This window comes from Streptomyces sp. NPDC049040 (genome assembly GCF_043197715.1).
GTDB lineage: Bacteria > Actinomycetota > Actinomycetes > Streptomycetales > Streptomycetaceae > Actinacidiphila.
In genome coordinates this window covers 357,443-382,287 of sequence record NZ_JBICTO010000004.1, presented here as the reverse complement: position 1 = coordinate 382,287, position 24,845 = coordinate 357,443, and the positions used below count along the sequence as shown (strand labels likewise).

Annotated in this window: 20 protein-coding genes and 1 pseudogene; 10 read left to right on the top strand and 11 right to left on the bottom strand. The window is 69.7% G+C overall.

The features are described from left to right. Positions 1-41: 41 nt before the first annotated feature. From ACGFMP_RS14190 to ACGFMP_RS14155, 8 genes are all read right to left on the bottom strand, one after another. Positions 42-1,454 (bottom strand): MFS transporter, encoded by a 1,413-nt coding sequence (locus ACGFMP_RS14190; RefSeq protein ID WP_393672510.1) that lies wholly within the window; start codon positions 1,452-1,454, stop codon positions 42-44. Then, positions 1,451-2,353: a DUF6895 family protein gene (locus ACGFMP_RS14185; RefSeq protein WP_393672509.1), complete on the bottom strand. Its 903-nt coding sequence runs from the start codon at positions 2,351-2,353 to the stop codon at positions 1,451-1,453. Before ACGFMP_RS14185 ends, ACGFMP_RS14190 begins: the two co-directional genes overlap by 4 nt. After that, positions 2,350-3,561, bottom strand: coding sequence for a radical SAM protein (locus ACGFMP_RS14180; protein WP_393672508.1), 1,212 nt, complete (start codon positions 3,559-3,561; stop codon positions 2,350-2,352). Before ACGFMP_RS14180 ends, ACGFMP_RS14185 begins: the two co-directional genes overlap by 4 nt. Next, a complete protein-coding gene (locus ACGFMP_RS14175) occupies positions 3,558-5,687 on the bottom strand; it encodes a glycosyltransferase (protein WP_393672507.1) in 2,130 nt (709 codons plus the stop codon). The genes ACGFMP_RS14180 and ACGFMP_RS14175 overlap by 4 nt, the downstream gene beginning before the upstream one ends. 108 nt (positions 5,688-5,795) lie before the next feature. After that, complete coding sequence (locus ACGFMP_RS14170; protein ID WP_393672505.1) at positions 5,796-5,936, bottom strand: hypothetical protein; 141 nt, start codon at positions 5,934-5,936, stop codon at positions 5,796-5,798. 51 nt (positions 5,937-5,987) lie between these two features. Continuing rightward, positions 5,988-7,787 (bottom strand): BTAD domain-containing putative transcriptional regulator, encoded by a 1,800-nt coding sequence (locus ACGFMP_RS14165; RefSeq protein WP_393672817.1) that lies wholly within the window; start codon positions 7,785-7,787, stop codon positions 5,988-5,990. A 2-nt stretch (positions 7,788-7,789) separates the two neighbouring features. Further along, on the bottom strand, positions 7,790-7,981 hold the full coding sequence (locus tag ACGFMP_RS14160; protein WP_393672503.1) for an aroma-sacti cluster domain-containing protein: 192 nt from the start codon (positions 7,979-7,981) through the stop codon (positions 7,790-7,792). A gap of 1,035 nt (positions 7,982-9,016) precedes the next feature. Then, positions 9,017-9,316 (bottom strand): DUF427 domain-containing protein, encoded by a 300-nt coding sequence (locus ACGFMP_RS14155; RefSeq protein WP_393672502.1) that lies wholly within the window; start codon positions 9,314-9,316, stop codon positions 9,017-9,019. A 391-nt stretch (positions 9,317-9,707) separates the two neighbouring features. Here ACGFMP_RS14155 and ACGFMP_RS14150 point away from each other — a divergent pair, with 391 nt between their 5' ends. From ACGFMP_RS14150 to ACGFMP_RS14135, 4 genes are all read left to right on the top strand, one after another. Beyond that, positions 9,708-10,247: a hypothetical protein gene (locus tag ACGFMP_RS14150; RefSeq protein ID WP_393672501.1), complete on the top strand. Its 540-nt coding sequence runs from the start codon at positions 9,708-9,710 to the stop codon at positions 10,245-10,247. 451 nt (positions 10,248-10,698) lie between these two features. Continuing rightward, on the top strand, positions 10,699-11,055 hold the full coding sequence (locus tag ACGFMP_RS14145; protein WP_393672500.1) for an RICIN domain-containing protein: 357 nt from the start codon (positions 10,699-10,701) through the stop codon (positions 11,053-11,055). A gap of 256 nt (positions 11,056-11,311) precedes the next feature. Continuing rightward, a complete protein-coding gene (locus tag ACGFMP_RS14140) occupies positions 11,312-11,677 on the top strand; it encodes a DUF1330 domain-containing protein (protein ID WP_393672499.1) in 366 nt (121 codons plus the stop codon). A 190-nt stretch (positions 11,678-11,867) separates the two neighbouring features. After that, on the top strand, positions 11,868-12,428 hold the full coding sequence (locus tag ACGFMP_RS14135) for a TetR/AcrR family transcriptional regulator (protein ID WP_393672498.1): 561 nt from the start codon (positions 11,868-11,870) through the stop codon (positions 12,426-12,428). Between the two features lie 113 nt (positions 12,429-12,541). Here the strand turns inward: ACGFMP_RS14135 and ACGFMP_RS14130 are convergent, their stop codons facing one another. Then, a complete protein-coding gene (locus ACGFMP_RS14130; RefSeq protein ID WP_393672497.1) occupies positions 12,542-12,943 on the bottom strand; it encodes a VOC family protein in 402 nt (133 codons plus the stop codon). A 238-nt stretch (positions 12,944-13,181) separates the two neighbouring features. Between ACGFMP_RS14130 and ACGFMP_RS14125 the strand changes: the two genes are divergently transcribed. The 3 genes and pseudogenes from ACGFMP_RS14125 to ACGFMP_RS14115 all read left to right on the top strand — a co-directional run. Then, positions 13,182-14,279, top strand: a complete 1,098-nt coding sequence (locus ACGFMP_RS14125; RefSeq protein WP_393672496.1) for a hypothetical protein — start codon at positions 13,182-13,184, stop codon at positions 14,277-14,279. 134 nt (positions 14,280-14,413) lie between these two features. Then, positions 14,414-14,845 (top strand): type II toxin-antitoxin system PemK/MazF family toxin, encoded by a 432-nt coding sequence (locus ACGFMP_RS14120; RefSeq protein WP_393672495.1) that lies wholly within the window; start codon positions 14,414-14,416, stop codon positions 14,843-14,845. 312 nt (positions 14,846-15,157) lie between these two features. After that, positions 15,158-15,511: pseudogene (locus ACGFMP_RS14115) on the top strand (transposase); the annotation flags it as partial. Positions 15,512-15,516: 5 nt separating this feature from the next. Here ACGFMP_RS14115 and ACGFMP_RS14110 read toward each other — a convergent pair. Continuing rightward, the gene (locus ACGFMP_RS14110; RefSeq protein ID WP_393672494.1) at positions 15,517-15,921 is read right to left on the bottom strand and encodes a DUF6896 domain-containing protein; all 405 of its coding nucleotides are present in this window, start codon (positions 15,919-15,921) and stop codon (positions 15,517-15,519) included. Between the two features lie 1,162 nt (positions 15,922-17,083). Here ACGFMP_RS14110 and ACGFMP_RS14105 point away from each other — a divergent pair. From ACGFMP_RS14105 to ACGFMP_RS14095, 3 genes are all read left to right on the top strand, one after another. Continuing rightward, on the top strand, positions 17,084-18,169 hold the full coding sequence (locus ACGFMP_RS14105) for a hypothetical protein (protein WP_393672492.1): 1,086 nt from the start codon (positions 17,084-17,086) through the stop codon (positions 18,167-18,169). 840 nt (positions 18,170-19,009) lie between these two features. Further along, positions 19,010-20,734, top strand: coding sequence for an FG-GAP repeat domain-containing protein (locus ACGFMP_RS14100; protein WP_393672491.1), 1,725 nt, complete (start codon positions 19,010-19,012; stop codon positions 20,732-20,734). A 538-nt stretch (positions 20,735-21,272) separates the two neighbouring features. Next, the gene (locus ACGFMP_RS14095; protein WP_393672489.1) at positions 21,273-22,226 is read left to right on the top strand and encodes a hypothetical protein; all 954 of its coding nucleotides are present in this window, start codon (positions 21,273-21,275) and stop codon (positions 22,224-22,226) included. Positions 22,227-22,685: 459 nt separating this feature from the next. Here the strand turns inward: ACGFMP_RS14095 and ACGFMP_RS14090 are convergent, their stop codons facing one another. Next, the gene (locus ACGFMP_RS14090; protein ID WP_393672488.1) at positions 22,686-24,683 is read right to left on the bottom strand and encodes a ricin-type beta-trefoil lectin domain protein; all 1,998 of its coding nucleotides are present in this window, start codon (positions 24,681-24,683) and stop codon (positions 22,686-22,688) included. Between the last annotated feature and the right edge of the window lie 162 nt (positions 24,684-24,845).

Here is a 24,845-nt window from a genome sequence, read left to right as displayed (position 1 = left end):
GCGGTCGGAGCCGGCTGCGGTGCGCCCGCAGGCGGCGCAGTTCACGGCGTGGCCTTCACGGCCGGCACCGGGTCGGCCGTCGGGGCCGGTGCGGCCTCGGTGTCGGGGAGGGCGATCCGGGCGTAGACACCGGCGGCCACGACGAGCACACCGGCCCCCGCGATGATGCTGTCGACAGGAGTGAAGTGCAGGCCCGCCACCGTACGGCCGAAGTCCGGGAGCCCGCCGCCGGCCAGCCAGCCCGACAGGGCCGCGGCCAGCAGCGAGGACAGCCGGGTCAGCGGATAGAACACGGCGACGACCCGGCCGCGGAACTCCCGGGTGGTCGCCGCGAGGAGCAGAGGGGACATCGCGGTGTTCAGCATGGTGAGCGGGATCGCGAATCCCAGCATCAGGGCGAGGCCGGTGACGACGTTGTCCTGCCGCGAGTAGACGAACAGCAGCGTGCCGGTGATCAGCAGGCCCATCCAGGTGGTCCGGCGGGCGCCGATCAGCTTCACCGTGCGGCCCGCGCCCAGCGCACCGGCGATGCCGCCGAGGCCCATGGCCATGCCGAAGTAGCCGAACTGCTCGGCGGAGGCGTGCAGGTTCCCGGTGACGAAGAAGACGTTCAGCGTGCTGAGGGCGCCCATCCCGAGCTGCCCGATGACAGAGAGCGCCAGCAGCGCGACGAGGAACCTGCTGCGGGCGAAGAAGTGCAGCCCGGCCCGGAATTCGGACAGCAGGCCGGTACGCTTCCTGCCTTCCCCGGCTCCGGGGGCAGCGGCAGGCTCCGATGCCTCCGTGGCCCCGCGCTCCGTCTCCGGTGCGGATGCAGCCGCCCGTTCCGGCACGGGAACCGCCGGGATGTCCACCGACCGGATCGCGATGTACGACACGAGATACGACACCGCATTGAGCAGCAGCGCCCATTCCAGCCCCACGGTGAAGAGCAGCGGCGCGGCCAGCGGCGGCCCGATGATCCACGCGGTCTGGGCCGTCGCCTGTGCGATGCCCGCCGCACGGGCCCGATCAGCCTCCCCCGTCACCATGTCCGCGATGACCGAGAAACGCGCCGGGGTGAAGAACTGCCCGGCCGAGTTGAGCACCAGCACCGACACATAGATCAGCGCCAGCCACGCGGCGACCGGCAACGCGTGGACCGGCAGCAGCGACACCGCGGTCAGCAACGCCACGATCGTCCCGCGGATCACCTCGGTGCCGAGCATGGTGGCGCGCTTGTCCCAGCGGTCGACGAAGACGCCCGCTATGGGCCCGATGAACAGCATGGCGGCACCGCCGGCCAGCAGCACCCCGCTGACCGCCTGCGGCGCCCACGGTTCGCCCTTCGCCAGCACCGTGGCCACCCACAGCACCAGAGTCGTGCTGAACACGGCGTCGCCGACGGTCGACACCGCCTGCCCGAACCACAGCCGGGTGTAGCTGGGACTGATCAGTGTCAGCCGCGCCCTCATGAGACACCCACCAGCACGGTCATCAGCGCCGTCACCAAAGTGGTGTGGTAGGCCTTCGCGAAGAAGAGGGGGCCCGATACGTCGTCCCGGTCAGCAGCCGTACGTCCGGGAAGTGCCCCGCTGGGCAGCTGGGCGCGGGCCAGACAGCGCACCGCCGCCGCGCCCGTGGCGGTGTCGAGCGGCGTGCCGCCCAGACAGTGCCGGGCGGTGACCAGCTCTGCGGCCAGGTCCCACCAGTCGTGCCGGACGCAGTACGCCAGCTGCCGGTCGAGCAGGCCCGCCGCGGCTGTCAGGGCGTCAGGGGTGAGACCAGGGGCGGTGCGGCCGAAGTCGCTGAGGTAGGACGCGGAGTGGGTCAGCGCGTACGCCCGCGGGACCGTGACCGGGGGCTCCGGTGGCTGTCCTGCGGGGGCAGCCGGCAGCGTGACGAGTACGTTTGCCTTGATGAGGTCCTCGTACGGCTCGATCGTGTGGCGAACCCCCGCCTTGTCCGCGTAGAACCGCAGCTCCAGCCGCTGGTACGGCAGCCTCCCGTCCGGCGCCAGATCCTCGGCGGCCGGCGGCGCGAGGCCGGTCCAGGGGTCCACCCCGTGCGGCGCCAGAGCGGCACCCACCAGCCGGTAGACGGCGGCGGCCTCGGGTTCGGCGGTGAGGAGACCGGGGAAGCCGGGGTGTTGCCATACCGCGCGGAGCAGGGCGTTCGCCTTGTCCAGCCGGGCGTCCTGACCGTCCTGCCGGGACCAGCAGTGGCACAACAGCGCCAGCTCCAGCGCGGCCTTCGCCCGGCCGAGGCCCGGGATGCCGGCGTCCGCCCCGAACGGGTCGAAGTAGTCCAGGTTCTCGACGATCCACTCCAGAGTGCCCGCGGACAGCCGTTTCAGATCCGCTTCCGTACTCACAGGCGCCCCGTCTCGTCCAGGTGGTCGAGCAGCGCCGCGTCCACGGCGTCACGGAACGCCGCACGGGTCCGCTCGTTCTCGGTCTGCCGGTACAGGTCCTGGCAGCCGACCCAGCGCTCCCGGGTGACGGTGTCCGGCAGATAGCCCCCGGTCACGGTGCCCACCTCCCAGTCGGACCGTCCTGCGGTCTCCCAGCAGCTGGCCAGCGTGCCGTCGGCGCTGACCACCGCGCCGTACCGCCCGTCGCGATAACCGCAGGTGGCGCACGGTCGGCGGGCCTGCGGCCGGGACACCCGGAAGCCGAGCTCGAGCGCTCTGCGCTGCCAGCGGCCGAAGCTTGCCGACAGTTCGCCGCTGTAGAGCAGCTCGTTGGTGAAGCCGACGCCGACGTCACCGACCGGGGCGAAGTACAGCGTGCAGCGGGAGGCATCGAGCTCTGCGGCGAGCCGGTCGGTCAGCGTGTCGATGCCGTCGAGCGTCTCCTGGGAGACGTTCACCCGCAGGGTCCAGCTGATCGAGGTGTCCTCGCAGGCTTGCGCGATGTTGCGGACGATGGTGTCGAATGTCCCCCCGCCCTCCGCCCGCCGGATACGGATCCGGTCGTGGTCGGGGCGGTCGCCGTCGAAGGTGACCTGTACGTGGTCGAGCCCCAGCCCGGCGAGCCGGCCTGCCAGCTGCCGGGTGAGCAGCGTCGCGTTGGAGATCATCCAGGCGGAGGTGGGGCCCAGGGCCTCGGAGGCCCGGCCCAGCAGTTCCACGCAGCCACGCGGGTTGAGCAGCGGTTCGCCGCCGAAGAGCAGGATCCGGAGCTTCTCCAGTCCGGCCGCGGCCATCTGCCGCTCGGCGAAGCCGAGGATCGATGTGATGGTCGGTGTGGTCAGCCGCACCCGGGCGATCCGCGGTGGGCGGCTGCCGCGGTCGGGGTCCGTGTCCTGGCCGGTGTTCTGGAAGCAGTATCCGCAGCCGAGATTGCACTGGGTGCTGGTCAGCACGGTGAGGGAGTAGGTGCGCGGCGGCGCGGCGCTGCCGAGCAGCCCGCGCTCGCGCAACTGCCGCTCGGCGTCCGGCCGCAGCGTGCCGCCGGCCGTCAGATGCCCGTCGCGGAGCCGGGCGACGGCCCCGTTCGGGGCGAGGAACCACCAGTTGCGGCTGCCGCGGAGAATGCGGGCGCCATCGGCCTGTACGGGGATGGTCTGTACGGTGCTCACCGCGCGGCCCTCCACAGTTCCGGTGTCCGGCCGGCCGAACCGGTGTCGTCCGCTCGGCCGTGAGAGATGATCAGTGCGGTCATCGCTGTCACCAGGGTCGTCTGATATGCCGCCCGGAAGAACGCGGTGCCCCCTGCCGCCGCCCGCCCGGCAGCGGTCCGTCCGGGAATCGCCCCGTCGGCCGTCTGCGCACCGGCCAGCATCCGCAGCGCGGCCGCCTCCGTGCGCACCGGATCGCCACCCAGACAATGCTGGGCGAGCACGAGCTTCCCGGCCAGGTCCCACTCTCCCTGCCGCACGGACCGCTCGATGAACCGGCTCACCACACGCCTGGCCTGCTCCCGGGCGTCCTCCCCCAGGAGCGATTCGCGGAAGCCGAAGTCGGTGAGGTAGAACGCGGTGTGCGCAGCAGTGCACGGATCCGGATCATCCGCCCGCTGCCCGGACAGGTACTCGGCAAGCTGACTGGCCTCGTACAAGGCCTGGTACGAATTCAGCCTGTGGGCGGCGCCCGCGAGATCGGCGAAGAACCGGGTGGCCAGCTGGTGATATGGCGTCTTCCTGCGAGGTGTCAGATACCCCTCGGCGGTGATCCGATCGAGCACGGCCCGTCGCAGGTTCCCGTCCGCGGGAGCGAGCGCCGCGTACGTCAGCTGGATCGGCCGCGCGTAGTCCGGGTCGGCGGTGAGCAGACCCGCGTACGCGGGCGAACGCCAGGCGGATTCCACCGTCGCCTGCACCTCGCACAGCCGTGGGTCTGCCGGTGCGGCCTTTGCCCAGTAACGGCAGAGCAGAGCCAGCTGCAGCAGCGCCTTGACCCGTGGGGTGACGGGTAGTTCGGCGCGGCCGGCCGGTGAGTCGAGGTAGCCCGCGTGGACCCGTATCCACTCCAGGGCACCCTCTGCCAGCTGCCTGACCGGCGCCTGACGGGCTCTTTGCATACCCATGGTCTCCCTCGTGGTCGGGGACTGACGAGCCACCCGCTCGATCACCTCGGCCGCACGCCCCGCGCTGTCTCCTGCGGCCAGCCTGCGGCCGAGGGCCCCGGCTCTTTCCCGCAAGCCCTCGTCCTGCCAGGCCGCAGCGAGCACGTCGGCCGGGTCGGCCGTGTCCGGCAGGTCACGGTTCGGCAGGTAGGCGGCCACGCCCGCACGCAGACAGGCCCCGGAGAGCAGTGGCTGCTCGGAGCCGTTGGGTGAAACGGCCAGCGGGCGCCGGCGCAGCAGCGCGGCCAGAACAGGAGCGCTGGTACCGCTGGTCAGCACCAGTCCGGCCGAGTGGATCAGCGGTCCCATCCATGGCTTGCGCACCAGCAGGATGTCCGCCCCGGGAGCAGGCTGCGGGTCTGTCGAACGGCCCTGCTCGACCACGGCCTGGAACCGGCCGCCGGTGAAGAGGGCGTTGAGGCGCGGCCATGGGTTCTTGCCACCGAAGAAGCGGCCCAGGTGTACGTAGACGACGGGCTTGCCCGTGCGCGCCAGATGCGCCCGTACGGCTTCGAGTTCGGCCGGGTCGGCGGCGGGCTCCCAGGCCAGCGGCCCGACCTGGTGCACTCGTGCGGGCAGCACCGCGCCGGGGTATTCCAGCAGCGGGTCGCCGCGGAGCAGCAACGCGTCGCCCGGCAGCGGGCTGTCCGCCCACCGGGAGGGCCGTGCCGCCAGGCCCGCCTGCTCGCGGGTGTCGGCGTACCACCGCAGCATCTCGGCGGTCCGGTTGTCCCGAGGCCGTCCCCACTGCGGCTCGCCGGCACCGCCGGTGCCGTAGTCCCACAGATGGACCGACAGTCCGATCACCACCACGGGGATGTCCAGTACCTCGGCCGCCGCCAGCGGCCCGTTGCAGAGAACCGAGGTGACCAGCAGGTCAGCCCCCGACTGCCGGGCGGCGCGGGTGACCGCCTGGTACTGCTCCAGGCCGGTGGTGCCCCACCAGGTGGCCTCGAAGGCCCGCCGTTCGCCGAAGTCCTCCGCCGCCGCGAACGGCAGCCCGGCCTCGGCAACGACCGGACCGGCCGCCGCCTGTCCGAGCACGCTGACCCGATGACCCCGCTGCTGCAGCCGGCGCCCGGCCGCGAGCGCCGGATACAGATAGCCGCCGCTGCTGTGCGGGCACAGCAGGATGTTCATGGGCCCTCCCGGCCGCCGCGACTGGGGTGCGCTCGAATCGTGCGGAACGCACCCCAGGGGCCATCCCGGCCGACGGCAGTTTCCGCCGGAAGCCGGGTCACCAGTTGGTCAGAGCTCGGAACTGTTGTTCGTGACACACCAGTCGGGCTCGACAATGGCCTCTTCGCCCATCTCGTGGGCGACGACCTCGACCTCCTCGGCCTCGGTGGCCTCGTTCTCGGCCGTCTCCGGGTTCACTTCCTCGGGCATGGTGTCCTCCTTCGCTCCGGCGGCATCCGCGACACCGCCCCACGAAGGAAGCTAAGAGGCCCCGGTATGCAAACGACTTTCCACCGGTTCGAAAACGGTATGACGATCACTCACGATCACCGCGACGGTCATCCGTACGGCAATTTCCCGCGCATGCGCGAAAGGCAGCCGCGGCATTTCGTACCGCACGGTGTCCGCGGCCCCCTCTCCGCCGGGAACGGTGAGGATGCCGGCCTCCAGCAGCGTCTCCAGTAGCCGTATCGCCGTACCGGTCTCGACCTCCAGAACCGCGGCCGCCTGCTGGAGCGTGAACACGGGCTCCGCCAGGGTGCCCAGCCGGAGCACCGCCTGATGCGCGGAACCCGGCAGGTCCCCGATCGCCTCGGTCAGCCGGGAACGGACCGCCGGATCGCTCCCGCACAACTCGTCGACCAGACCGCTGGGATCCCCGATCCGGGCCGCGTACTCGCGCAGCGGTACATGGCGCAGGAACGCCAGCCGTTCCGCCGCCAGTCGCACCCCGAGCGGCAGCAGCCCGCACGCCGCGACCACACGCTCGGCGGACTCCCGGTCCGCGGTGACCCGGTCCGTACCGATCACCCGCCCGAGGAACCGCAGCGCCTCGGCCGGGGTGAAGGTGGAGAGCCGGATCCGGTAGGCGCCCTCCAGGCCGATCAGCGCCGACCGGGCCGTGACGACGACCGCGCTCTCCCCGGTCTCCGGCAGCAGCGGACGGACCTCGGACTCCCGTCGGGCATCGTCGAGGACGACCAACGCCCGACGCTGGGAGAGCCACAGCTGCCACACCTGCCGCGGGTCGACCCGCCCACCGGGCATCCTTTCTGACGGCAACTGGGACACCGCGTCCTCCAACGGCCGCAACCTGCCGTCCTCGTCGCGCAGCCGGACGAAGAAACGGCCGTCCGGGAAGTGGTCGCCGAGCCGGTGCGCCACCCGTATCGCGAGCGCCGTCTTCCCGGCGCCGAGCGGGCCGGTGACCACCACCGGTCCGCTGCGGCCCTGGACCAGCACGTCCGCCACCTCGTCGGCCTCCGCCTCCCGCCCCGTGAGGTTCGGCAGATCCCACGGCAACAGATTCGGCGCGTGCGCCCGCTCCCGGTGGGGCACCGCGGACCGGGACCCCGTGCCCTCCTGTTCGCGCAACAGCGACTGGTAGAACCGCCCCAGCGCCGGACTCGGCGGCAGCCCCAGCTCACGGGCCAGGGCCTGGCGTAAATCGTCGTACACCGCCAGCGCCTCGGACCGCCGCCCCGCCCGGCACAGTGCCGTCATCTGCGCTATCCGTAAGCGTTCCCGCAGCGGATGGCGCTGCGCGATCTCGGTGAGCCGCTCGATCGCGGCGGCACCTCCGCCCGCCGCGATCTCCGCCTCCGCCCAGTCTTCCGAGACCTCCAGGAACCGCCGGTCGAGCCCGCGCGCGGCATCCCCGATCAGCGGTACATCACAGAATCCGTCCAGCGCCGGCCCGCGCCACAGGTCGAGCGCCTCCGTCAGCGAGCCGACCCGGGCGCGCTGCAGGAAGGAGAGCGCGTCCAGTTCGTCGGCGGTTGCCTGGAGTACGTAACCACCGCGCTGATGGGCGATCCTCGAACCGGTCTCCCCATCCAGCAGCCGCCGCAGCGCGGACACGTACACCTGGATGTTCTTGCGGGCTGTCCGCGGCGGATCGTCCGCCCACAGCGCCTCGACCAGCACGTCCGACGAGACGCGTGCGTTGGCGTGGGCCAGCAGGGCGGCGAGCAGAGTCTGCTGCTTCCTCGATCCGGGGTCCACCGGGAAGCCGTCCCGGAGCACCAGCAACGGGCCGAGAATCCCGAAGCTCACGCCCATCGTCACGCCAGCTTGATGGCAGTGGAGTGGCCCTCGACCTCGGCGTCCGAGACCGCGTCCAGCCTCTGTTTCACGGAGTTGAGGACGGCGACCTCGTCCTCCGTGAGCTGTGCCAGCACATCGCGCTGCGCATCGCTCATCAGATCGACCGGGTTGCCGGCCTGCCGCAGGGACGCGAGGGGATTGAAGTCCATGGTTGCCTCCAATGTCGTATGTCGGCGTGCACGAAATCAGCTCAAAGTACGTTCGCAGACGAACAGATCCCGGATGTCGATCAATCGCTGGTTCCCCCCGGAGGGTCGGACTCCGGCACGCCGAGGCATGCCCAAGCGCCGCCTCAGGCGGTGACGCCCCCTTCCGACCACGATGCAAAGGCCTTTACTCACGGCACGTGACAGCGTCGTGACAGGTTCATGCTGACGTCGACTCCCGGGTGGTGGCAAGGGGCGAACCCGGCCACGTGAACAGGCGCAAAACACCCCATCGGTACAGCGGGGGTGCTCTGCGGGCCCGCCCGAGCTTCCCGTCTCTCTCCCCGGGGGCAGGCGTTCTCGGCTTGACGCTGTCGGTGATCTTGATGGTCGAGGTCAGGTGCCGAGTGTTCGCCAGGACTTTCACCGGGGGATTTTGTTCCGGTCCAGGAGGGTCTGGCAGGCGGTCGGGGTCTCGGCGAAGGGTGTTCCCGGCCGCTGTCCGGCCGCTGAGCTCTTCGATGGTCACGGCGATGGCGGTGAGGACCTGTTGCAGGTGGGCTTTCGGGCGTCCTCGGCAGCGGCGTTGGCGCATTCCGTGTCCGTGGGCCAACTCGTTGACGGTGCCGGAGGCACACGTCTCGGTGGGCCGGTGGCCCGGCCGGTGCCAGTGGAGATTTTCCGCAGCCTGCAGGCGTCGTCGCGCGCTGAACCGGATAGGGAAGACCGATCCCGAACGGGCACTTGTACGGTCGGCAACACCGGAGTGGGACTGGCTCCGGGCAACCGGGCCGGCGCGCACGTCTGGCGCGCTTCCGGGCTGTCCGAACAGTGCCAGGGCATGGTCCTGCCGGGCGACGGCGCGTACGTCAACACCGGCCCTGTCGTCCCGCACCGCAAACGCCCCGGCCGGGCACTGCTGCCTCCACCACGCCGAGTCCGACAGTTGTGGGTGACGAACACCTGCCCACACGCAGGGCCCCTGGCCCTGTCTCGGTCTGCTCGCAGGCCTGGGGACATGCGAAACGAGGCGGTTCGTCAGCCGACCCTCACCTTGCGGTCGAAAGCGACGTATCCGCTGAAGTCCCGTCCCACGCGGTCGATCGCGGAGGACAGCGGCTCCGGATATGACCACGCTGCGTCCGCGTGCCTGGTGTCCGCAGCCTGCACGTCGAAGTACTGCGCCTGGCCCTTCCATGGGCAGGTGTACGGGGTGTCGCTCTTGGACAGTGCTTGGGAGGTGACGGTCTCCGGCGGAAAGTACCAGTTGCCCTCGATCGAGACCACGTCGGCTTCGTCTGCGTCCGCAAGGACCGTTCCGTCGAGCACCGCTTGCATCAGCTGTTCCTTTCAGAGGTTCGAGGCCAGGCCTGGAATCACCGCGTACGGTGCCCGTTCGACCGTACGTGCGATCCACCGGGTCCGCCGAGTCCGCCGGGACTGCAGGCCATTCTCCTTCAACCGCGAGGCCCACAAGTAGCGCAACACCCCCGAACCGGGCACCTGCCCTCCGCGATGGCACGGCATCGCAGCGCGCTACGACCAGGTCGCGGGGTCGACGAGTCCGTCCGACCGGCCCCGGCGGCTCCCCGACACCGCGTCACCGACGCGCTGCGGTGGCGGTCCTGCGACAACGGTCAGCCACGGGGCCTGCCTGGAGTGTCGGTGAAGCGGTCACGAACGTTCCGTACCCCTGCACACGCCAGGTCTCCTTCACTAGGGTGCGAACATGGCCACCGCCCGCGCCCACGAGCCCATCCTGCTGGACCCCAAGGGCCCGGTGATCACGGCAGTCGCCTGCACCGTGGGCGCGGTCCTGTTCCTGGGTGCGGGAGGGGCCTTTGGCTATGCCGTCATCCGCACCGCCGCCGACCTCGGTGAGACCAGCAGGGGGTGGGTGTGGGCCGGAGCCGGCTTCGCCCTGGCGGCGGCGTTCATCGCCTGCGTCGGGTTGTCCACGGTCCTCGGCGCCCGCGCGGAACGGCGGGCGACGCTCCAGCTCGCCGCCCTCGGCGTCGATGCGACCGCCCTGGTTCTGGCAGTCGCCTCCGCCCCGCCGACCAACGACTACTCCCACCAGGTCCGGCTCCTGATGCGTATCAGCGGCCCCGGTTTCGAGCCCTTCGAGTGCGCCAACGAAGTCCCGAAGTACCGGTTCGGCAGCGCCACGCAGGGGACGGTGCTGCCGGCCCGGGTCAATCCAGTCTCACGCGCGTTCACCATCGATCGACCGCCTGCGCCCCCGGCCCCCGGGGCCGGAGGCGCATGAAGGCGCGGTTGGCCCTGGACGTGGGACTCACCTGCCAGTGGCTCACTGACGGCCGGATCATCCCGGGCTCGACACTGGCCGCCGCTACGGCCGGGCGTCCGGCGATATGACGTCCGGTCACGCCCCCGGGCCGGGGCCCCTTCCTCGCCCGGTGACGGCCTGCCGCGGAGCACGATGGCCGACACGCTGCGACGGCAAACGCTGCCAAGGCCCGAGATACTCGCGGGGTTCGTCCGGGCCTGCGGGGATGATCAGCATCTGGATGCGTGGCTGGAGGCACGCGAGCACGTCGCCGTCCAGCCTGCCGCAATCTCCGAGACCGCACACGATGCCTTGTCGGAGGCCGGCCCCCGCAGTCGGCAGGCACCTCGGTGGAAGGGGCGCCGAGCCGGCCCGTACGCCCGGCCTCTGCCTGACCGATGGCCGCGACCGCCGCGGCTCCTAGCCCAGTGTGATCGCGGTCCAGTCACCCTGCTCCGAAGCCGCGGTGCCCCGCACGTACCTCGAACCTGTCGGTGAGGGTCTCTACCGCATCCAGTGGCACCACCCCGTGGAGGGCAAGGGCTGCCTGAAGGTCATGAGTGACGGCCCGGTCAAGGGCATGCTTGAACCCCGCCAGGACTGCCGACAGTACACATTGTTTCGCGTGGAGCGCGTCGACGGCAGCACTGCGGGTGTCCGGCTCCGCCCCGCCGACAGTGACCGATGCATGGGTCTCGTCGGCAACGGAACGGGTGCGGGCACCGAGGCGGTCCAGGAACCGTGCACCGGGGCGCGCGACCAGATTTTCCTCATACGGGCGGACTGAGCCGCGTGCACCTGCCGACGGTATGGGTGCCGGCGAATCATCCGCCTGCTCACCGAGCCCGTACCGGTCGAGACGCCGGTCCTGTGACGGCCTGCTCGGGCATCGTTCGGGCCGGGCCGCCGGATGTCCATGGGGGATGCCCTGTCACATCTGTCATCCGTTTCGTCCGCTTCGATCCTGCTGAACATAAGATGACAGACGTAATCTAAAAAGGAACGGACCCCCGACCGAGTGACGATCCTCTGAAGGAACCGACATGAGCACGTACCTGATCAACCACCTCCGTATCCCTGGCGGCGTCCCGAACGAGGCGGGGCTGACCTACCTCGAACAGGTCGAGGCCACTGCGCGGCCCCACGGCGGCAGGTGGCTGGCCAACGGCGAGGCCGATGTCCTGGAGGGGGTGTGGCCGGGTCTGGTCGTCCTCATGGAGTTCCCCGACCGTGATGCCGCGGATGCCTGGTACAACTCGCCGGAGTATCAGGCGATCCTGCCCCTGCGCGTCAACAACTCGATCGCCGACATCGTGCTGATCGACAGCCTCCCCGAGGGCTACACCGTCAGGGGATTCGCCCAGCAGGTCAGGGCCGCCGTCCAGGCGGCATCCGCGCCCCAGGACTGAGTGCCCTCCGTGGCAGGATCGTGCGGTCCCCGGCCGGTCCGCTCCGGGCTCCGGGCCTCGGGCCCCGGTCCCCTGTCCGTCCGTGGCCGTCCCCCCGGATCGCGACATGTCAGGTGACCTCCGAGACCACGAAGGGTGAATGATGGGCCGCGTCTCACAAGCGGAAGCGAAGGCCAACCGGGAGCGGGTGGTGGAGGCTGCCTCCCGCCTGATACGGGAGAAGGGCGTCGCCGAGGTCGGCATCATCGATGTGATGCAGTCGATCGGCCTCACCCAGGGCGGCTTCTACAAGCAGTTCGCCTCGAAATCCGCGCTCGTCGACGAGGCGATCGCCAAGGGTCTGGCCGACAACATCCGGTATTTGGTGTCCCTGGACGAGCACGCCGGCGACCACGAAGCGGCCTGGCGGTCGCTGGTCGAGTCCTACCTCTCCGTCGACCACCGCGACGACCCCGGCGCCGGCTGCCCCACGGCCGGCTTCGCCGGAGACACCGCGCGCCACCCCGAGCACAGGGGCACCTTCGCGGTTGGCGTCCAGGAGATGGCGGCGTGGATAGAGCCCGGGGATGCGGGGCTGGCAGCCCTGGCCACCCTCGTGGGCGGCATACTGCTCGCCCGGGCCACGTCGGGCACCGACATGTCGACCAGGATCCTCACCGCGGCGGGAGAAGCCGCGACGAGGTCCGTCGGAGGACGCCACGCCGCCGGCGACGCGCAGGTGGCCACCGCAAGCCCGCCTGATGCCGTATGAGAGCGGGGCCCATTGCGTTGTCCCCGGGGCACGAAGCCCTCGGGGGCGGTCGTGCGGTGCACACGGCTCCGCGCGGCCGCCCCCTCCCGGTGGCGGCTTACCGGGTGTCCACCTCAGCGCTGGGGTGTCGCCGCGTGGCCGCTGTAGGGAGTGGTGATGATCTCCATGCCGTGGCCTGCCGGGTCCTGGAAGTACAGCCCGCGCCCGCCGTGGTGGTGGTTGATCTCGCCTGGCTGCTTCATGTACGGGTCGGCGTAGTACGTGATCCCGGCCTGCTGGATCCGCTCGAACGCCGCCTCGAACTCATCGTCGGAGACCAGGAAGGCGTAGTGCTGGATGGTGATCGACTCGGCCGGGATGCTGGCGAAGTCCAGCGTGACGCGGTTGCCGGTGGTGACGGGGATGAACGGTCCCCACTCGTTTCCGATCTCAAGGCCCAGGATCTGCGCCAGGAATTCGGCGGATTCCCGGTTGTTCCGGGCGTGAACGATGGTGTGGTTCAACTCGACTGACATGTGCGGAATGCCTCCGTAAGGCACCTCGCGGACACCTCCATGCCTCACCCGGTCGGTGACCGACACGCGATGCCGCGCCTACGACCCTATGCGGCACGGTTCTCGTCGGCGAGTGGTGCCGCTCGGAAATTCGGCGAACCGCCGGTGCTGCCCGTCCCTGGCGGAACCCTGTGGGGAGTCCGGCACGTCCTTCACTGTGGTCCGGAGGCGGCCGGGGATGGGGTCAAGCATGCGGTCCTTGTGGAAGAGCTACTGGCCACTGGCGGCGTTACCCGTGGCCGCCGGGCTGCTCGACTGGGCGTTGTGGCTGGACGGGCAGGCGTGGAGCCTGGCGGACTGGGCCTCCAATTTCGGTCTGGGCGCGGTGACCACCATGGTGGTGGGGATGCTGCTGGCCCGCAGGCAGGGAGACATTCAGGAAGCCCTGGCGGACCTGCAGTTGACCGAGAAGGTTTCGATCCTGACCGCCGCCGTCCCGCTCCTGCGGGTGGGCAGCCTGCCGGGACCGACCTACCGGTCGCTGCACGACTGCCGTGCCGCCATGGCGCTGATTCCGCTGGCCAGCGAAGCGATGCAGCAGGAGTACCTGCAGACGGTCACCAAGGTGCTGGCCACCGTTCAACGGGGCCTGGAGTCGTCGCTGCAGTCCTACGCGCGGTGGACACCGGAGGACTGGGCCGACCTCGCCGACGTGGTCGACAAACTACGCGAGACCACCGAACGCCACGCCAGACGTTCGGATGTGCTGGCCGAATACTGGTCTCGCGAGATCGAGGGTGAAACCCGCAGACTGCGCGGCCTTTCATCCGGCGACGTCCCCTTCGAACTCTTCCGAAAGCACTTCACCTCGGGACCGGACCGCATCCGCACGATGGTCAGTTGGGACGCCCTGGCCGATCTGGCGGCCCGGGTCGACAGCCCGGTGCGAGTCCACAAGGTGTCCACGCACGTAGCGCCCTACGAGACCGGCACATTGGAGAACTACTACAGCCCCTGGTATCGCAACGGGCACGGTGCGGCCGCCTACGACAGCCACGACGCCGTACCGCTGCGTCACGCAGACGTCGCCACGGACCCCTCGGGCCTCTCTCCCGAGACGCAGGCACGCATCTCGACAGTGCGTGAGCAGTACGCGCGCCGCGCAGACGGCTCGGACATATCGCTGCTGCTCGCCACCTACTCCCTCGGGAGCGATCGCTACCTCGTTCTCGACGGCAACCACCGATTGAGCGCCCTGACACAGCTCATCGCCCAGGGATGCCCGGCAACACTCACCGAATTCCGGCTCACCGCACCGCTTGACCCGTCACTGCTGCCGGACCTCGCTCACTACTAGGACCGCGACCGGCCCCCTCAGCGTCGTGGACGGGCCGGCTGCGGCGGGTACGTGCGCCGACTCAGGGAAGTCACCCAGGGAAGAGCAGTAGCAGGCCCACGAACCGGCCTGTCCGGGTGGAAGAGGAGCAAGCGATGAGCGCGCAGACGTGGGTCGTGGCAGGAGCCGTCCTCGTGGTGGTGGCAGCAGCAGCCGCGGTGGCGTGGTGGCGGCGGACCCGCGGGCCTGGGTCCGCGGCGACCTCCGCCCCGGACCGTGGAGGCGCCCCGCGCCGGGGCGAGGTGTGGTGGGCCGATGTTCCCTACGAGGACGTCGTGGGGTCGAAGGACCGCCCGTGCCTGGTCGTATCCGTGCGGGGCCGGACGGCGCGAGTGGTGAAGATCACCTCGCGCTTCCACGAGGAACAGCCCGGGGTCGTGGCGCTTCCCGCGGGAACCGTCGACGATGCCGAGGGTCGGCGCAGCTACCTGGAGACCAAGGAACTGCGCACGGTGCCGCTGTCGGCCTTCCGGCGGCACGCGGGGAGCCTCGAACCGCGCACGATGAGGCGCCTCGGCCTGCGCTGAGCTGACCCCTGCCGGGCCGCCTCGCCCCCGGCCGGGGGAGAGGCGGCCGTCCACCGCAACGGAGCCGCCCCTCTCCAGCGCCTCGGCCGCGGCGGTGCGCTCCCGGCGCATCGCCGACAACCCGTGCCGGTACTCCCTCGTCCTCCGCCTGGCGAGGCAGCCGTAGCTGATCGCGGCCGGGTGCAACCTCAGCGCCGTCCCCGCGCACTTGAAGGCTTCGAGGCTTCGAGGGTTCGTACCGGCGGACCGGGAGTGAGGTCGGGACGAGGCACGCGGACGCGGATGCCGCGCTGCGTGCCGTCATCGGGGGAGGCGCACGACGTCACCCAGCTCCTGCCCCTGCTCGACGCAGTCCCGCCGATCCGGGGACTGCGGGGACGCCCCCGCCGCAAACCCCGACGCCTTTACGCGGACTGGGGCTACGACTTCGACAAGTACCGCCGCCTGCTGGGGAAGCGCGGCATCAAGCCGCTGATCGCACGACGCGGGGTCGCCCACGGTTCCGGACTGGGCAAGGTGCGCTGGGTCGTCGAGCGCGCCTTCGCCTGGCCGCACCAGTTCAAACGACTCCGCACCCGCTACGAACGGCGCGCAGATCTCCACCACGGCCTGCTCGAACTGGCCTGCAGCCTCATATGCCTCCGCCGCCTGCGAACCTCATCCTGAAACGATCAGTTGGCTACGCTGAACCACCCCGGCCGCACCTCGGTCAGAAGCGGTTGCAGCGACCGCACCGCGGCCCGCAGGTCCTCATCCGTGACGTCAAGAGGCTCCGGCAGACTCAGCCCATACAAGCGCAGCCGCCAGAGGTCGAAGACTTCGCTTCCGTCGGCTGCGAAGTCCACATCAACCTCAGCACCGTTCTCGCACACGAAACGGCACCCTGCCCCATGAACCGTGTAGGAGTAGGTGCCGATGCGTCCATTCCGGCCGACCATCCGGCGCGAACGGACCAGGCCGAGGACATCCCCGAGGCGCTCAAGCGAGGGGTTCGCCGCCCTCATGGCCTCGTCAACCGCGTTCAGAGCGTGGACGTAACCAAGCACGAGGTCCCGTGCAGCCCCAACCCGTTCCATACGGCGTCATCCCCCTGAGCCCGTGGCTGAAGGGATTGTTCCATGGGCCGCCAGCGTCGGCATTCTGAAACGATCAGTAAGTGGTCATAACGCCCGCAGGGGTCGTCCCGTTGGACGGGGAAATCCCCCTGGCTCGCTGGCCAAGAGGGTCGGGTGCTGGTCTGGGTGTCTGGAACGATGTGCCTGTGCATGCTGATGATCAGGTTGGCGAGGGTGTCTCTGCGGACCTCGCGGCGTTTCTCCGGGACACTGATGACCGCCGGCCGGTGAAGATCGTTTCCTCCGTCTGCGGTGGGTGCGGCGGGCGCGCGTTCGTCGTGCTCGTTGACGATCTCGAGGGCGGAGCCGAGCGGGTGTGCGCTGGTTGCGGTGTTCGTGCGTTCATCGCGGACAGCGCAGAGTTCTGGGAGGACGCGGACCCTGGTGAGGCCGGCTGCCCGTGCGGGGGGGGGAGTTCGAGACCGCGGTTGCGTTCTCCCTCGCGGGCGACGGGTCGGTCCGCTGGGTGACCGTCGGGCTGCGGTGCCAGAAGGACGGTGCCGTTGGGGTCTATGCCGACTGGAAGATCGACTACGGCCCCACGGATCACCTCCTGACCATGGTCTAACGAGCTCGTGCATGGTTGCGATCGGGGAACCGCTCGTCAGCAGCTCCCCTTGTTGGTCATGTTGTTCGTAGTGCGGGAAGAGTGGCCTTGACGGACTGGTCGGCCGTTTGTCGATCGGACAACACCAACTACGCCGGGGCAGCCGTGGTGGATCCGCCAGCAATGCAACGAGCACGGCACTGTCCCGGGGGTGGACCTGACTCCCGAGCTGGGGGCCGCCAGCAGGCCGCTCGGCTGGTGGCCGCCGTCCCCCGGAACTGCGAAGGACCGCAACAACGACACCCTTTGCTGCATCGCCAGAGTGACATGCGGGACCGACATGCCCGGCAGGTCACAACCGTTCGTTGACCACAGCGATGAGGACGGTTGTGAATGCCTCGCGGCGGGCCGCGAGTCGACGAACCGGATGGTCACTGCCATACGCACGGTCCGCGCGCCATCGGACCGCTGAGCCCCGAGGGCGTCCCCGAACCCGAGCAGCTTCGTGCCCGCCGAGCCGCCTGGCCTGCCCCAAACTTCGGTTCACGGGCCGGGGGTTCGCCATACGCTGGCCGGATGGCGAACCGTGACGGCGTCCGTATCGATCTCGACGGCATTTTCCATGGGCTGGAGGCCAATGGCTTCGATGAGGTCCGGGTGGAGTTCGCTCCGGATGACGGCGGCGGTGCCGCGGCGGTTGTCGATGTGGTGCGTCAGGCGGTGCGCACGGCCAATGACGTGGCCAATGAGGCGGCGCCGGACTCCATCTGGGGGTCCTTGCTGACAGCAAGCCTCGCGGGTTTCTCTGTCCGGCTGGGGTCGATGGAGAGTGAGGAGGCGCTGGAAACCTGGCTGGCGGCCTTCGGCGGCCGGGTACGAGCGGGCGGGCTGTCGGGCGAGCTGCGGGCCACGAAGACCGTCCGTCTGCCGCCCTGGGATTCGCCTCATCCGATGATGACGGCGTACATCGCGCTGGGCGCGTTGCCCGCGCTGGACGGTGCCGGTAAGTCGGGCTGGGCCGAGCGGGCGGTGCGCTGGGCGGCCGAGGCTGGAGGGGACGCCTACGTTTCCAGTGGCGGGATGAATCAGCTCGACACCACCGGCGAGGTGGCGGCGCACCTGGCTTCCACCCTGCGCGTCGCTTCGTCCGGATCGGTGCTGTACACGGACGCGCTCGCGTCGCGGGCGGCAATGGCTGACATCGGCTCGGATGGCCAGGCGACGTATCAGATCCACGACGCGTCCAGCTCCCTGGCGGCTCAGGCCGACCGGGCCCGCGCGGCGATCCTCGCAGAAGCGGAGCACGCGCACTACGCCTTCGTGGCGCCGACGCCGCGCCAGGCGTATGGCTGGGACGACCGCAGTCGGGCCCTGCCGCCGCTGCGGGAAGAGATCCCGGCCCACGCACTGCGCGTGCACGCTGACCTGTGGAGCCGGTTCGTCCCGGACGTCCACTGCATGCAACTGCTCACTGACGAACACCTCGACCGGGTCGCGGACCTTTCGCGGTGGACCGTCACGCACGTCAGTGCCGGACGCACACTCGTCGAGGCACCGGATCTGGCCGGGTGGCTCCGTCCCGGCGGACCCGCGCCCTCGATCGTCGACCAGGCACGTGCCGACTTCGGTCAGGCTCTGGTGGCCGCCGGCGATGTCCGATGACCACCGCTCACCGTGCCGAACCAGATTCGGCTCGCGGGTCGTCTCCTTTGGCCGGCTCTCGCATTTGGGCACCCGCGCCCGCCTTCGTCTGCTTCCGACGCCTGTCAGCGGTCTGGTCAAACGCGGTCCATGCCCAGCGCACTCCAGACGTCCCGGATCCAGGCAGCACGGTTCGGCTCCGCAACGGCGACACGGTCCAGAACCCCGATGAACCGCCTGCCCTCCGCTGAGTCCATCTTGTCGAGCTCATAAGCGATCTCCTCGAGGGCGCTCAGGGCGTCTGCGAGTCATGTCCGACCTTGACGAGATCCTCCAAGGTCGCGACCGCCGCCAGAAGCGCCCGCACTACCCCGTCTCCTTGAAGCACGACTTCAACCTCCGCGGGCGCGAGCGACGACCAGGTCATGCTGCCACCCCACATGCATCCAGGTCACCCAACGCGCGACTCCCCTTTTTCCGGGCAGGCCGCAGTGGGAGGTCGAGTGATTCGGTGTCCCTGGAGGGGTGGTCACTGGACGGTCGTTGTCGGGTCTGCCCTGGTTGAGGCAGCCCCCGGCCATCCGCACGGGGGAGCAGAGCGTGAGCACGCCGATCTGCACAAGTCAGGACAGTTGCGAGGTCACGCGCTGTGCCTGACCTCTTCTGAGGCTGGCGCGGTGCCTCCGCGCAGGCATCCTGTGCCTCACGGTCGACACCGGTGTCTGGCGCTCGGAGAGATATCCCCACGTGCCGTGTCGTACCCGGGGGATACACTCCGCCCACCAGGACCGGACGGATCTTCGAAGAGATCCGGTTTCAGCGGTTCGGGTATTCACTGCTTGAGATCCCATGGGGGGATTAGTGTCAGAATCCAAGCCGGCTCGGCCCAAGGGCCGCCGGCGTCTTGTCGCCGCTTGCACGGCCGGCATCCTTTCCCTCGGCGCCTTCGCGCTGAGCACGGGCGCACAGGCCGCTGAGCCCGGCGCGCACCACGTGGCGGAGCGGCCCACGGCGGCCGCTGCCCATGTTCCGCACATCGCCGCACCCACCACGTCGGTGAAGAAGTCGAAGCTGGCGGCGGACGCCGCTGCCCAGACCCCGGCGCCCGTCCGCTACGACATCGACGGCGACGGGTTCGGCGACCAGCTCTACCGCGGTATCGACAACAACTGGTACAACTCGCTGGCCACCACGAACGTGAAGCTCGGCACCTCCGCCCAGCAGTACGTGGATGTGATCACCCCGGGCAACATCGACGGGGCGCCCGGCCCGGACGTGCTGGGCCTGACCGCCAGCGGCAAGCTGGTGATGTTCAGCGGGACCGACTTCCCGAACTACTCGTCGTGGATCAGCTCCGGCTGGACCATGTACAACAAGGTCTTCGCGGTGGACGACGTGACCGGTGACGGCATCCCCGACATCGCCGCGCGGACCTTCGACGGACACCTGTACCTCTTCCCGGGTCACGGGAACGGTGGGGCACCGTTCACGACGCGGCTGCTGATCGGTGGCGGCTGGGCGGTGTACGACCAGCTGACCAGCCCGGGCGACCTCGACGGTGACGGCATCAGCGACCTGGTCGCCCGCGACACCTCGGGGAACCTGTACCTCTACAAGGCCACCGGCAACGCTTCCGCGCCCTACAGAGGCAAGGTGCTCATCGGCACCGGCTGGAACACGTACAACCAGATCATCGGCCTCGGCAACGGCGAGTCCGGCACTGGCTACGTGACCGGCCGGTCCTTCAACGGCGACCTGTACCAGTACGCGCCGACCGGCACCGGAGGCCTCAAGCCCCGTTACCTGTGGAGCGAAGGCGCCGGGACCGTCGACGTCATGGCCGGCATGGGCGGCATCCAGAACTGGGGCAAGAAGTGGCTGCTCGGCGTCACGTCGTCCGGTTCGCTGTACGGCTATGTGCCGACCAACACCGGTACGTTCTATTCGCGGGGTGCCGCGAGCGACCCCAATGACTTCGCCGGCATCTCGAACTTCGCCCTGGGCGTCTCGCCGACCGACAGCGGGGACGCGGAGCTGCTCTTCGGCTACGACGGCACGCTCTACAACGCCAGCCGGGGAGCCGTCCGTATCACCACGGGTTGGTCGTACGGCCTGATGGTCGGCCCCGGTGACCTCAGCGGTGACGGCAAGAGTGATCTGCTGGCCCGGAACTCCTCGGGGCAGCTGTACCTGTTCAAGGGCACGGGCACCGGCACGGGTTACACCGGCCGCACGCTCGTCAGCTCCGGCTGGAACGCCTACAACGCCATCATCGGCGCCGGCGACATGAGCGGCGACGGCCGGACCGACATCCTGGCCCGCAGCACCGACGGAACGCTCTACCTGTTCAAGGGCACCGGCAACGCCAAGGCGCCGTTCGCGGGCCGTATCAAGCTCAGCTCGGGCTTCGGCGGGTACAACAAGATCGCCACCGCCGGCGACATCGACGGCAACGGCCTGGCGGACCTGCTCGCGGTCAAGGCCTCGACAGGCACGCTCTACCGCTTCAGCGCCTACGGCACCGGGCAGTTCGCAGCCGGCGTCCCGCTGGGCAACGGCTGGAACACCTACAGCAAGCTGTTCTGACCGCCCCGTTGCAGCACCTGCACGAAAAACGGAAGGCGTCCGCACCCCTCGCAGGTGCGGGCGCCTTCCGCCGTCGAGAGGCGGCTCAACCCTGGCGCGCCCCGCGAACGGGCAAGCCGGGCGGTGGCTCCCGCAGCCGGCGCGACGTCTTCGTCGGGAGCGTCGTCGAGCCCGAAGGACACCAGCACCGCAGCCTCCCTGTCCCGGCCCGGCAGCGCCGGGCCACCGACCGCGAACGCCGAGGCCGCGACGGCCGGTTCCCGCCCCGGGAAATCGTCGGCGACAGCGAGGAGTTCGACCTGGACGGCCTGTGATCCGCGTCCACACCGGTACCGGCACCGGGGGCGGCGGCGGGCCGACCGGCGCGGAGAGGCCGGGCGGGTCGGCGCGGCTCACCCCCGGCTCCTGTGTTCTGTGCTCTGTTTTCCGCTGCTTCTGCGCGGATGACGGCCGACGAATGGCTTCTCTTTTGTCCTCCGGTGCATTGTCATGAGCATGTTGGTCATGTACTCCACCCTCCCGAGAGGAGCTCATCAGCGTGAGAAGCCCGAAAACCGCAGCAGCGGTCTTCGTCGCCGGCGCGGCCCTGGTCCTGGGCGGCGGCCTCGGTACCGCCGCCGCGAGTTCTCCGGACGCCGAGGGCCTCGGCCCGGCGGCGGTCGGCGTCTGCAGTTCGACCGCGGTGTCCGGTCAGTCAGTCCGGGGCGCCCTGTCCCAGGCCGAGGTGCACCGGCTGCTCTCCCCCCTGGCGTCGCAGCACCGCTCGCAGTACGGGATCCCCGACAAGGGCCCGCTCGGCACCGGAGTCGGCAGCGCCGCCGTCCAGCCGCTGGTCAGCATCCACCCGGCGCAGGGCACCGCCTTCAAGTCGGCGTCCGGCTCGGACGGCTCCTGTGCCACGCAGTCGGTCTCCACTCAGCTCACTGTCAGGAACAGCGCCACCACCATCTACACCCCGACCATGTACCCGCCCGGCGGCTCCTGCGTCGAACTGGTCACGGTCTACACGGCGACTGTCCGCTCCGTATCCGCCTGGGACTGGTGCCGAAGCGTCAACTTCGCGGCCTCGGTGCCCATCAACAGCTCTTTCCTGAGCACCTACACCAACGGCAGCGGTGCCTACACCGGGCGGGTCGTCAAGACCTCGACCTCCGGCAACACCTGGACCGCGGCGCTCTACAACTACGCGGCCGGCCGGTGGGACACCCTCTTCACGCAGTCCGGGACCAACCAGTCCGGGCGCACCGATGGCTGGGACATCGAGGAGCTGTACTCCTCGGTCGGTACATCCGGACGAGCGTACTCCTGCGACGACATGGCGGGCCTGACCTTCGAGTCCAGCAACATCGCGGTACGGAAGAACGGCACCTGGTCCACCGCGACCTCCGCGAACTCCGACACGCACTACGACCAGCCGAACAGCGCCTTCTACTGCCCGACCCGCAGCTATCAGATGATCAGCACCTACGACCACTGGAAAGCCGTGGGGTGACCGTCCTCGGCTCCCGGTGCGCCCCGAAACCCGGGGCGCACCGGAGGCCGGCCGTCCTCTCCGGCGGGCACTGCCGGCGGCCCCGGCCCGGTGGCCTCGCCCTTTGCGGCTCACGGCCAGCGGGTGACCTTCCGGCATTCGTACCGCGAACCCGTTGCTCCAATGTGTAATAACAGGCCTAACGCCCTCCTGGTTCGCCGAGGATGGACAAGCAGCGCAGCTATGGGGTGGGATCCCGCGTTGCCTCTATCGGGAGGCTTGATCAGCCGACCTGGCCGGTGGCGCCCGCGGTGGCCGAGGTCGCCGAGTTCGCCGGGTGGTTGGGGTCGACCAGGTCGGAAGTGGTCACGGCGCTCCTGTCGGCGAGCCCGACGTGTTTGCCGGCGGCCTGCTAACTGTCGAACAAGGGAGCGGCGGGCGCCGTGGTGGCGGCGCCCGCCGGGTGCGGCTGTGCTGCGATCAGGGGATCGCCCAGCGTTGGTTGGCTCCGTCGTTGCAGGTCCAGATGTCGAGTTGGGTGCCGTTGTCGGTCTTGTAGCCGGGGTCGTCGAGGCATTTGCCGGAGGCGGGGTTGACCAGGGTGCCGTTGGTGACGGTCCATTTCTGGTTTCCGCCGCCGTTGCAGGTCCACAGCTGGACCAGTGCGCCGTCGGTGGTGCTGGCGCCGTTGATGTCGAGGCAGGCGCCGTTGACGCGGATCGTCCCGTCTGCCTGGCGGGTCCAGTTCTGCGCGGTGGTGCTGTTGCAGTCCCACAGCTGGACTTTGGTGCCGTTGGCGGAGGAGTTGTTGCTGGCGTCGGCGCACTTGTTGCTGTTGACGTCGGACAGGATAGTGCCGGTGCTGGGCAGCGGCTGTGCGCCGGACAGGGTGATGTCCACCGAGTGCGTGCCGGTCAGCGAGGCGGGCACCGAGTTCGCGGAGGTCGTCGTGCCGTCGAGCTTGAAGGAGCTGATGACGTTGCCGGAGCCGTGCAGCGCGATGTTCAGCGTCGCGCCACGGTAGGCGACGCCGCTCAGGGTCGCGTCCCCCCAGCCGGCCGGCAGCGTCGGCCGGAAGCTGAGGCCGCCGGTGCCGAAGGTCATGCCGAACAGGTCGGTGTCGATCATGCGCAGGTACGCTGTCGCCGACCAGGTCTGGTCGGGTGCCGCGCCCCAGTGGCCGCCGGTCTGCCAGCCACCGTCCACCGCCCCGGTCTGCGCGTTGTAGATCTCGGCGAACTGTCGGCTGGAGTTTGCGAGTCCGGCGAGCTGCTGCACCTCGTTGGCGAATCGCGCCTGGTTGCCGGACCGTGCGGCCGCGTCGGCCCAGTAGCCCTGCACCATCGGCCAGACCACCACGTTGTGGCGGCCGGGTTCGGCGTCGCTGTACCGGGCGTAGTTGGGGTAGGTGTCGACGATGCCATACGGCTGGAGGTGTGCGTTGGCCAGGATCGACTGGGCCTGACCGGCACTGGCGATGCCGAAGAGGATGGCGAAGGACAGACCCGTGCCCTCCTCTGTCTGATCCAGTTGGCCGGACATGCTGTCGTTGCCGTGGACGAAGTAGCCGTACAGGCCTTTGCCGGAATTCCACAGGTGGTTGTTGATCGAGGTCTTCAGGCTGTCGGCCTGGGAGTTGAGGGCGCCCACTTCAGCGGAGGGCTTCCCCAGGGCCGAGGCCATCAGCGCGGCGCTGCGGTACGCCTGGTAGTACACCGCGTTGGTGCTGAGCGTCATCATCGTGGAGGTCGCCGTGTAGTCGCCGACGTAGCCGCCGTGGCTCTCGGTGGCGTCGGCCAGCGGCGCGGGGTAGCCGGCGATGCCGTCGTTGAAGAACGCGGGGCCCTGGAAAAGGCCGTAGGAGGAGTTGTAGTTCGCGTTTTTGCGGGTGGCGAGGGTGTTGGTCGTCGCCTGGTAGGCGTTGGTCAGGAAGCCCTGGTCACCGGTGACGAGGTAGTGGTTCCAGGCGCCGATGGCCCACACGACCTGGTCCCACTGCTCGTTGTCCTGCTGGACGATGAGCTGCCCGTTCGACTGCTTCACCACCGCCGACCACAAGGTGTTCGCGGCCTGCTTCGGCTCGAGCAGGCTCGCCGCGTTCCAGGAGTTGACCGCCGCGTCGCGGGTCCACGGCTGCGCGTAGCCGCCGCCCGCCCGGATGAAGGTCTGCGGGTTGGTGGTCATCAGCCCGGATGAGTTGTACACGGCCGGGTCGTACGACACCGTGTTGGTGTCGAGCAGGTTTGTCAGCGCCTTGGTGTAGGCCGAACCCAGCGTCGATTGCGTCGCGGGGTTGGCGAAGGTCAGCGTCGGCCTGGGGGTGCCGCTCGCGGCGGCGGCCGGGGTGGCGGACTGCCCGACACCGGATATGCCTGCCGCTGCCAGGGCCAGCGCGCCGATACCGATGAGCAGTCGGGACCGTCGCCGCGGGAAGGCGCTCACCGTGCTCGGATGACGTCCGACGACGTTGTGGGACACGTTCACAGCTCCTTGTGGAATTTGCCTACGAGCGGGGGACTGAATGCCGTCGAGGTGGCGAGGGCATCGGTCTGCGTATGACGGGTTCCGGAGGTGCCCCCCGGCGAGCGGGGGTAGCGCTCGTCGGGGGGCTGACCGTCGGCCGGGGCTGCAGCTCCGGGC

Bases quoted from the DNA above. Each gene is read 5' to 3' on its own strand.
- ACGFMP_RS14190 (WP_393672510.1), bottom strand. From the start codon at position 1,454: ATGAGGGCGCGGCTGACACTGATCAGTCCCAGCTACACCCGGCTGTGG.
- ACGFMP_RS14175 (WP_393672507.1), bottom strand. From the start codon at position 5,687: ATGAACATCCTGCTGTGCCCGCACAGCAGCGGCGGCTATCTGTATCCG.
- ACGFMP_RS14170 (WP_393672505.1), bottom strand. From the start codon at position 5,936: ATGCCCGAGGAAGTGAACCCGGAGACGGCCGAGAACGAGGCCACCGAG.
- ACGFMP_RS14165 (WP_393672817.1), bottom strand. From the start codon at position 7,787: ATGGGCGTGAGCTTCGGGATTCTCGGCCCGTTGCTGGTGCTCCGGGAC.
- ACGFMP_RS14160 (WP_393672503.1), bottom strand. From the start codon at position 7,981: ATGGACTTCAATCCCCTCGCGTCCCTGCGGCAGGCCGGCAACCCGGTC.
- ACGFMP_RS14155 (WP_393672502.1), bottom strand. From the start codon at position 9,316: ATGCAAGCGGTGCTCGACGGAACGGTCCTTGCGGACGCAGACGAAGCC.
- ACGFMP_RS14150 (WP_393672501.1), top strand. From the start codon at position 9,708: ATGGCCACCGCCCGCGCCCACGAGCCCATCCTGCTGGACCCCAAGGGC.
- ACGFMP_RS14140 (WP_393672499.1), top strand. From the start codon at position 11,312: ATGAGCACGTACCTGATCAACCACCTCCGTATCCCTGGCGGCGTCCCG.
- ACGFMP_RS14130 (WP_393672497.1), bottom strand. From the start codon at position 12,943: ATGTCAGTCGAGTTGAACCACACCATCGTTCACGCCCGGAACAACCGG.
- ACGFMP_RS14120 (WP_393672495.1), top strand. From the start codon at position 14,414: ATGAGCGCGCAGACGTGGGTCGTGGCAGGAGCCGTCCTCGTGGTGGTG.
- ACGFMP_RS14110 (WP_393672494.1), bottom strand. From the start codon at position 15,921: ATGGAACGGGTTGGGGCTGCACGGGACCTCGTGCTTGGTTACGTCCAC.
- ACGFMP_RS14105 (WP_393672492.1), top strand. From the start codon at position 17,084: ATGGCGAACCGTGACGGCGTCCGTATCGATCTCGACGGCATTTTCCAT.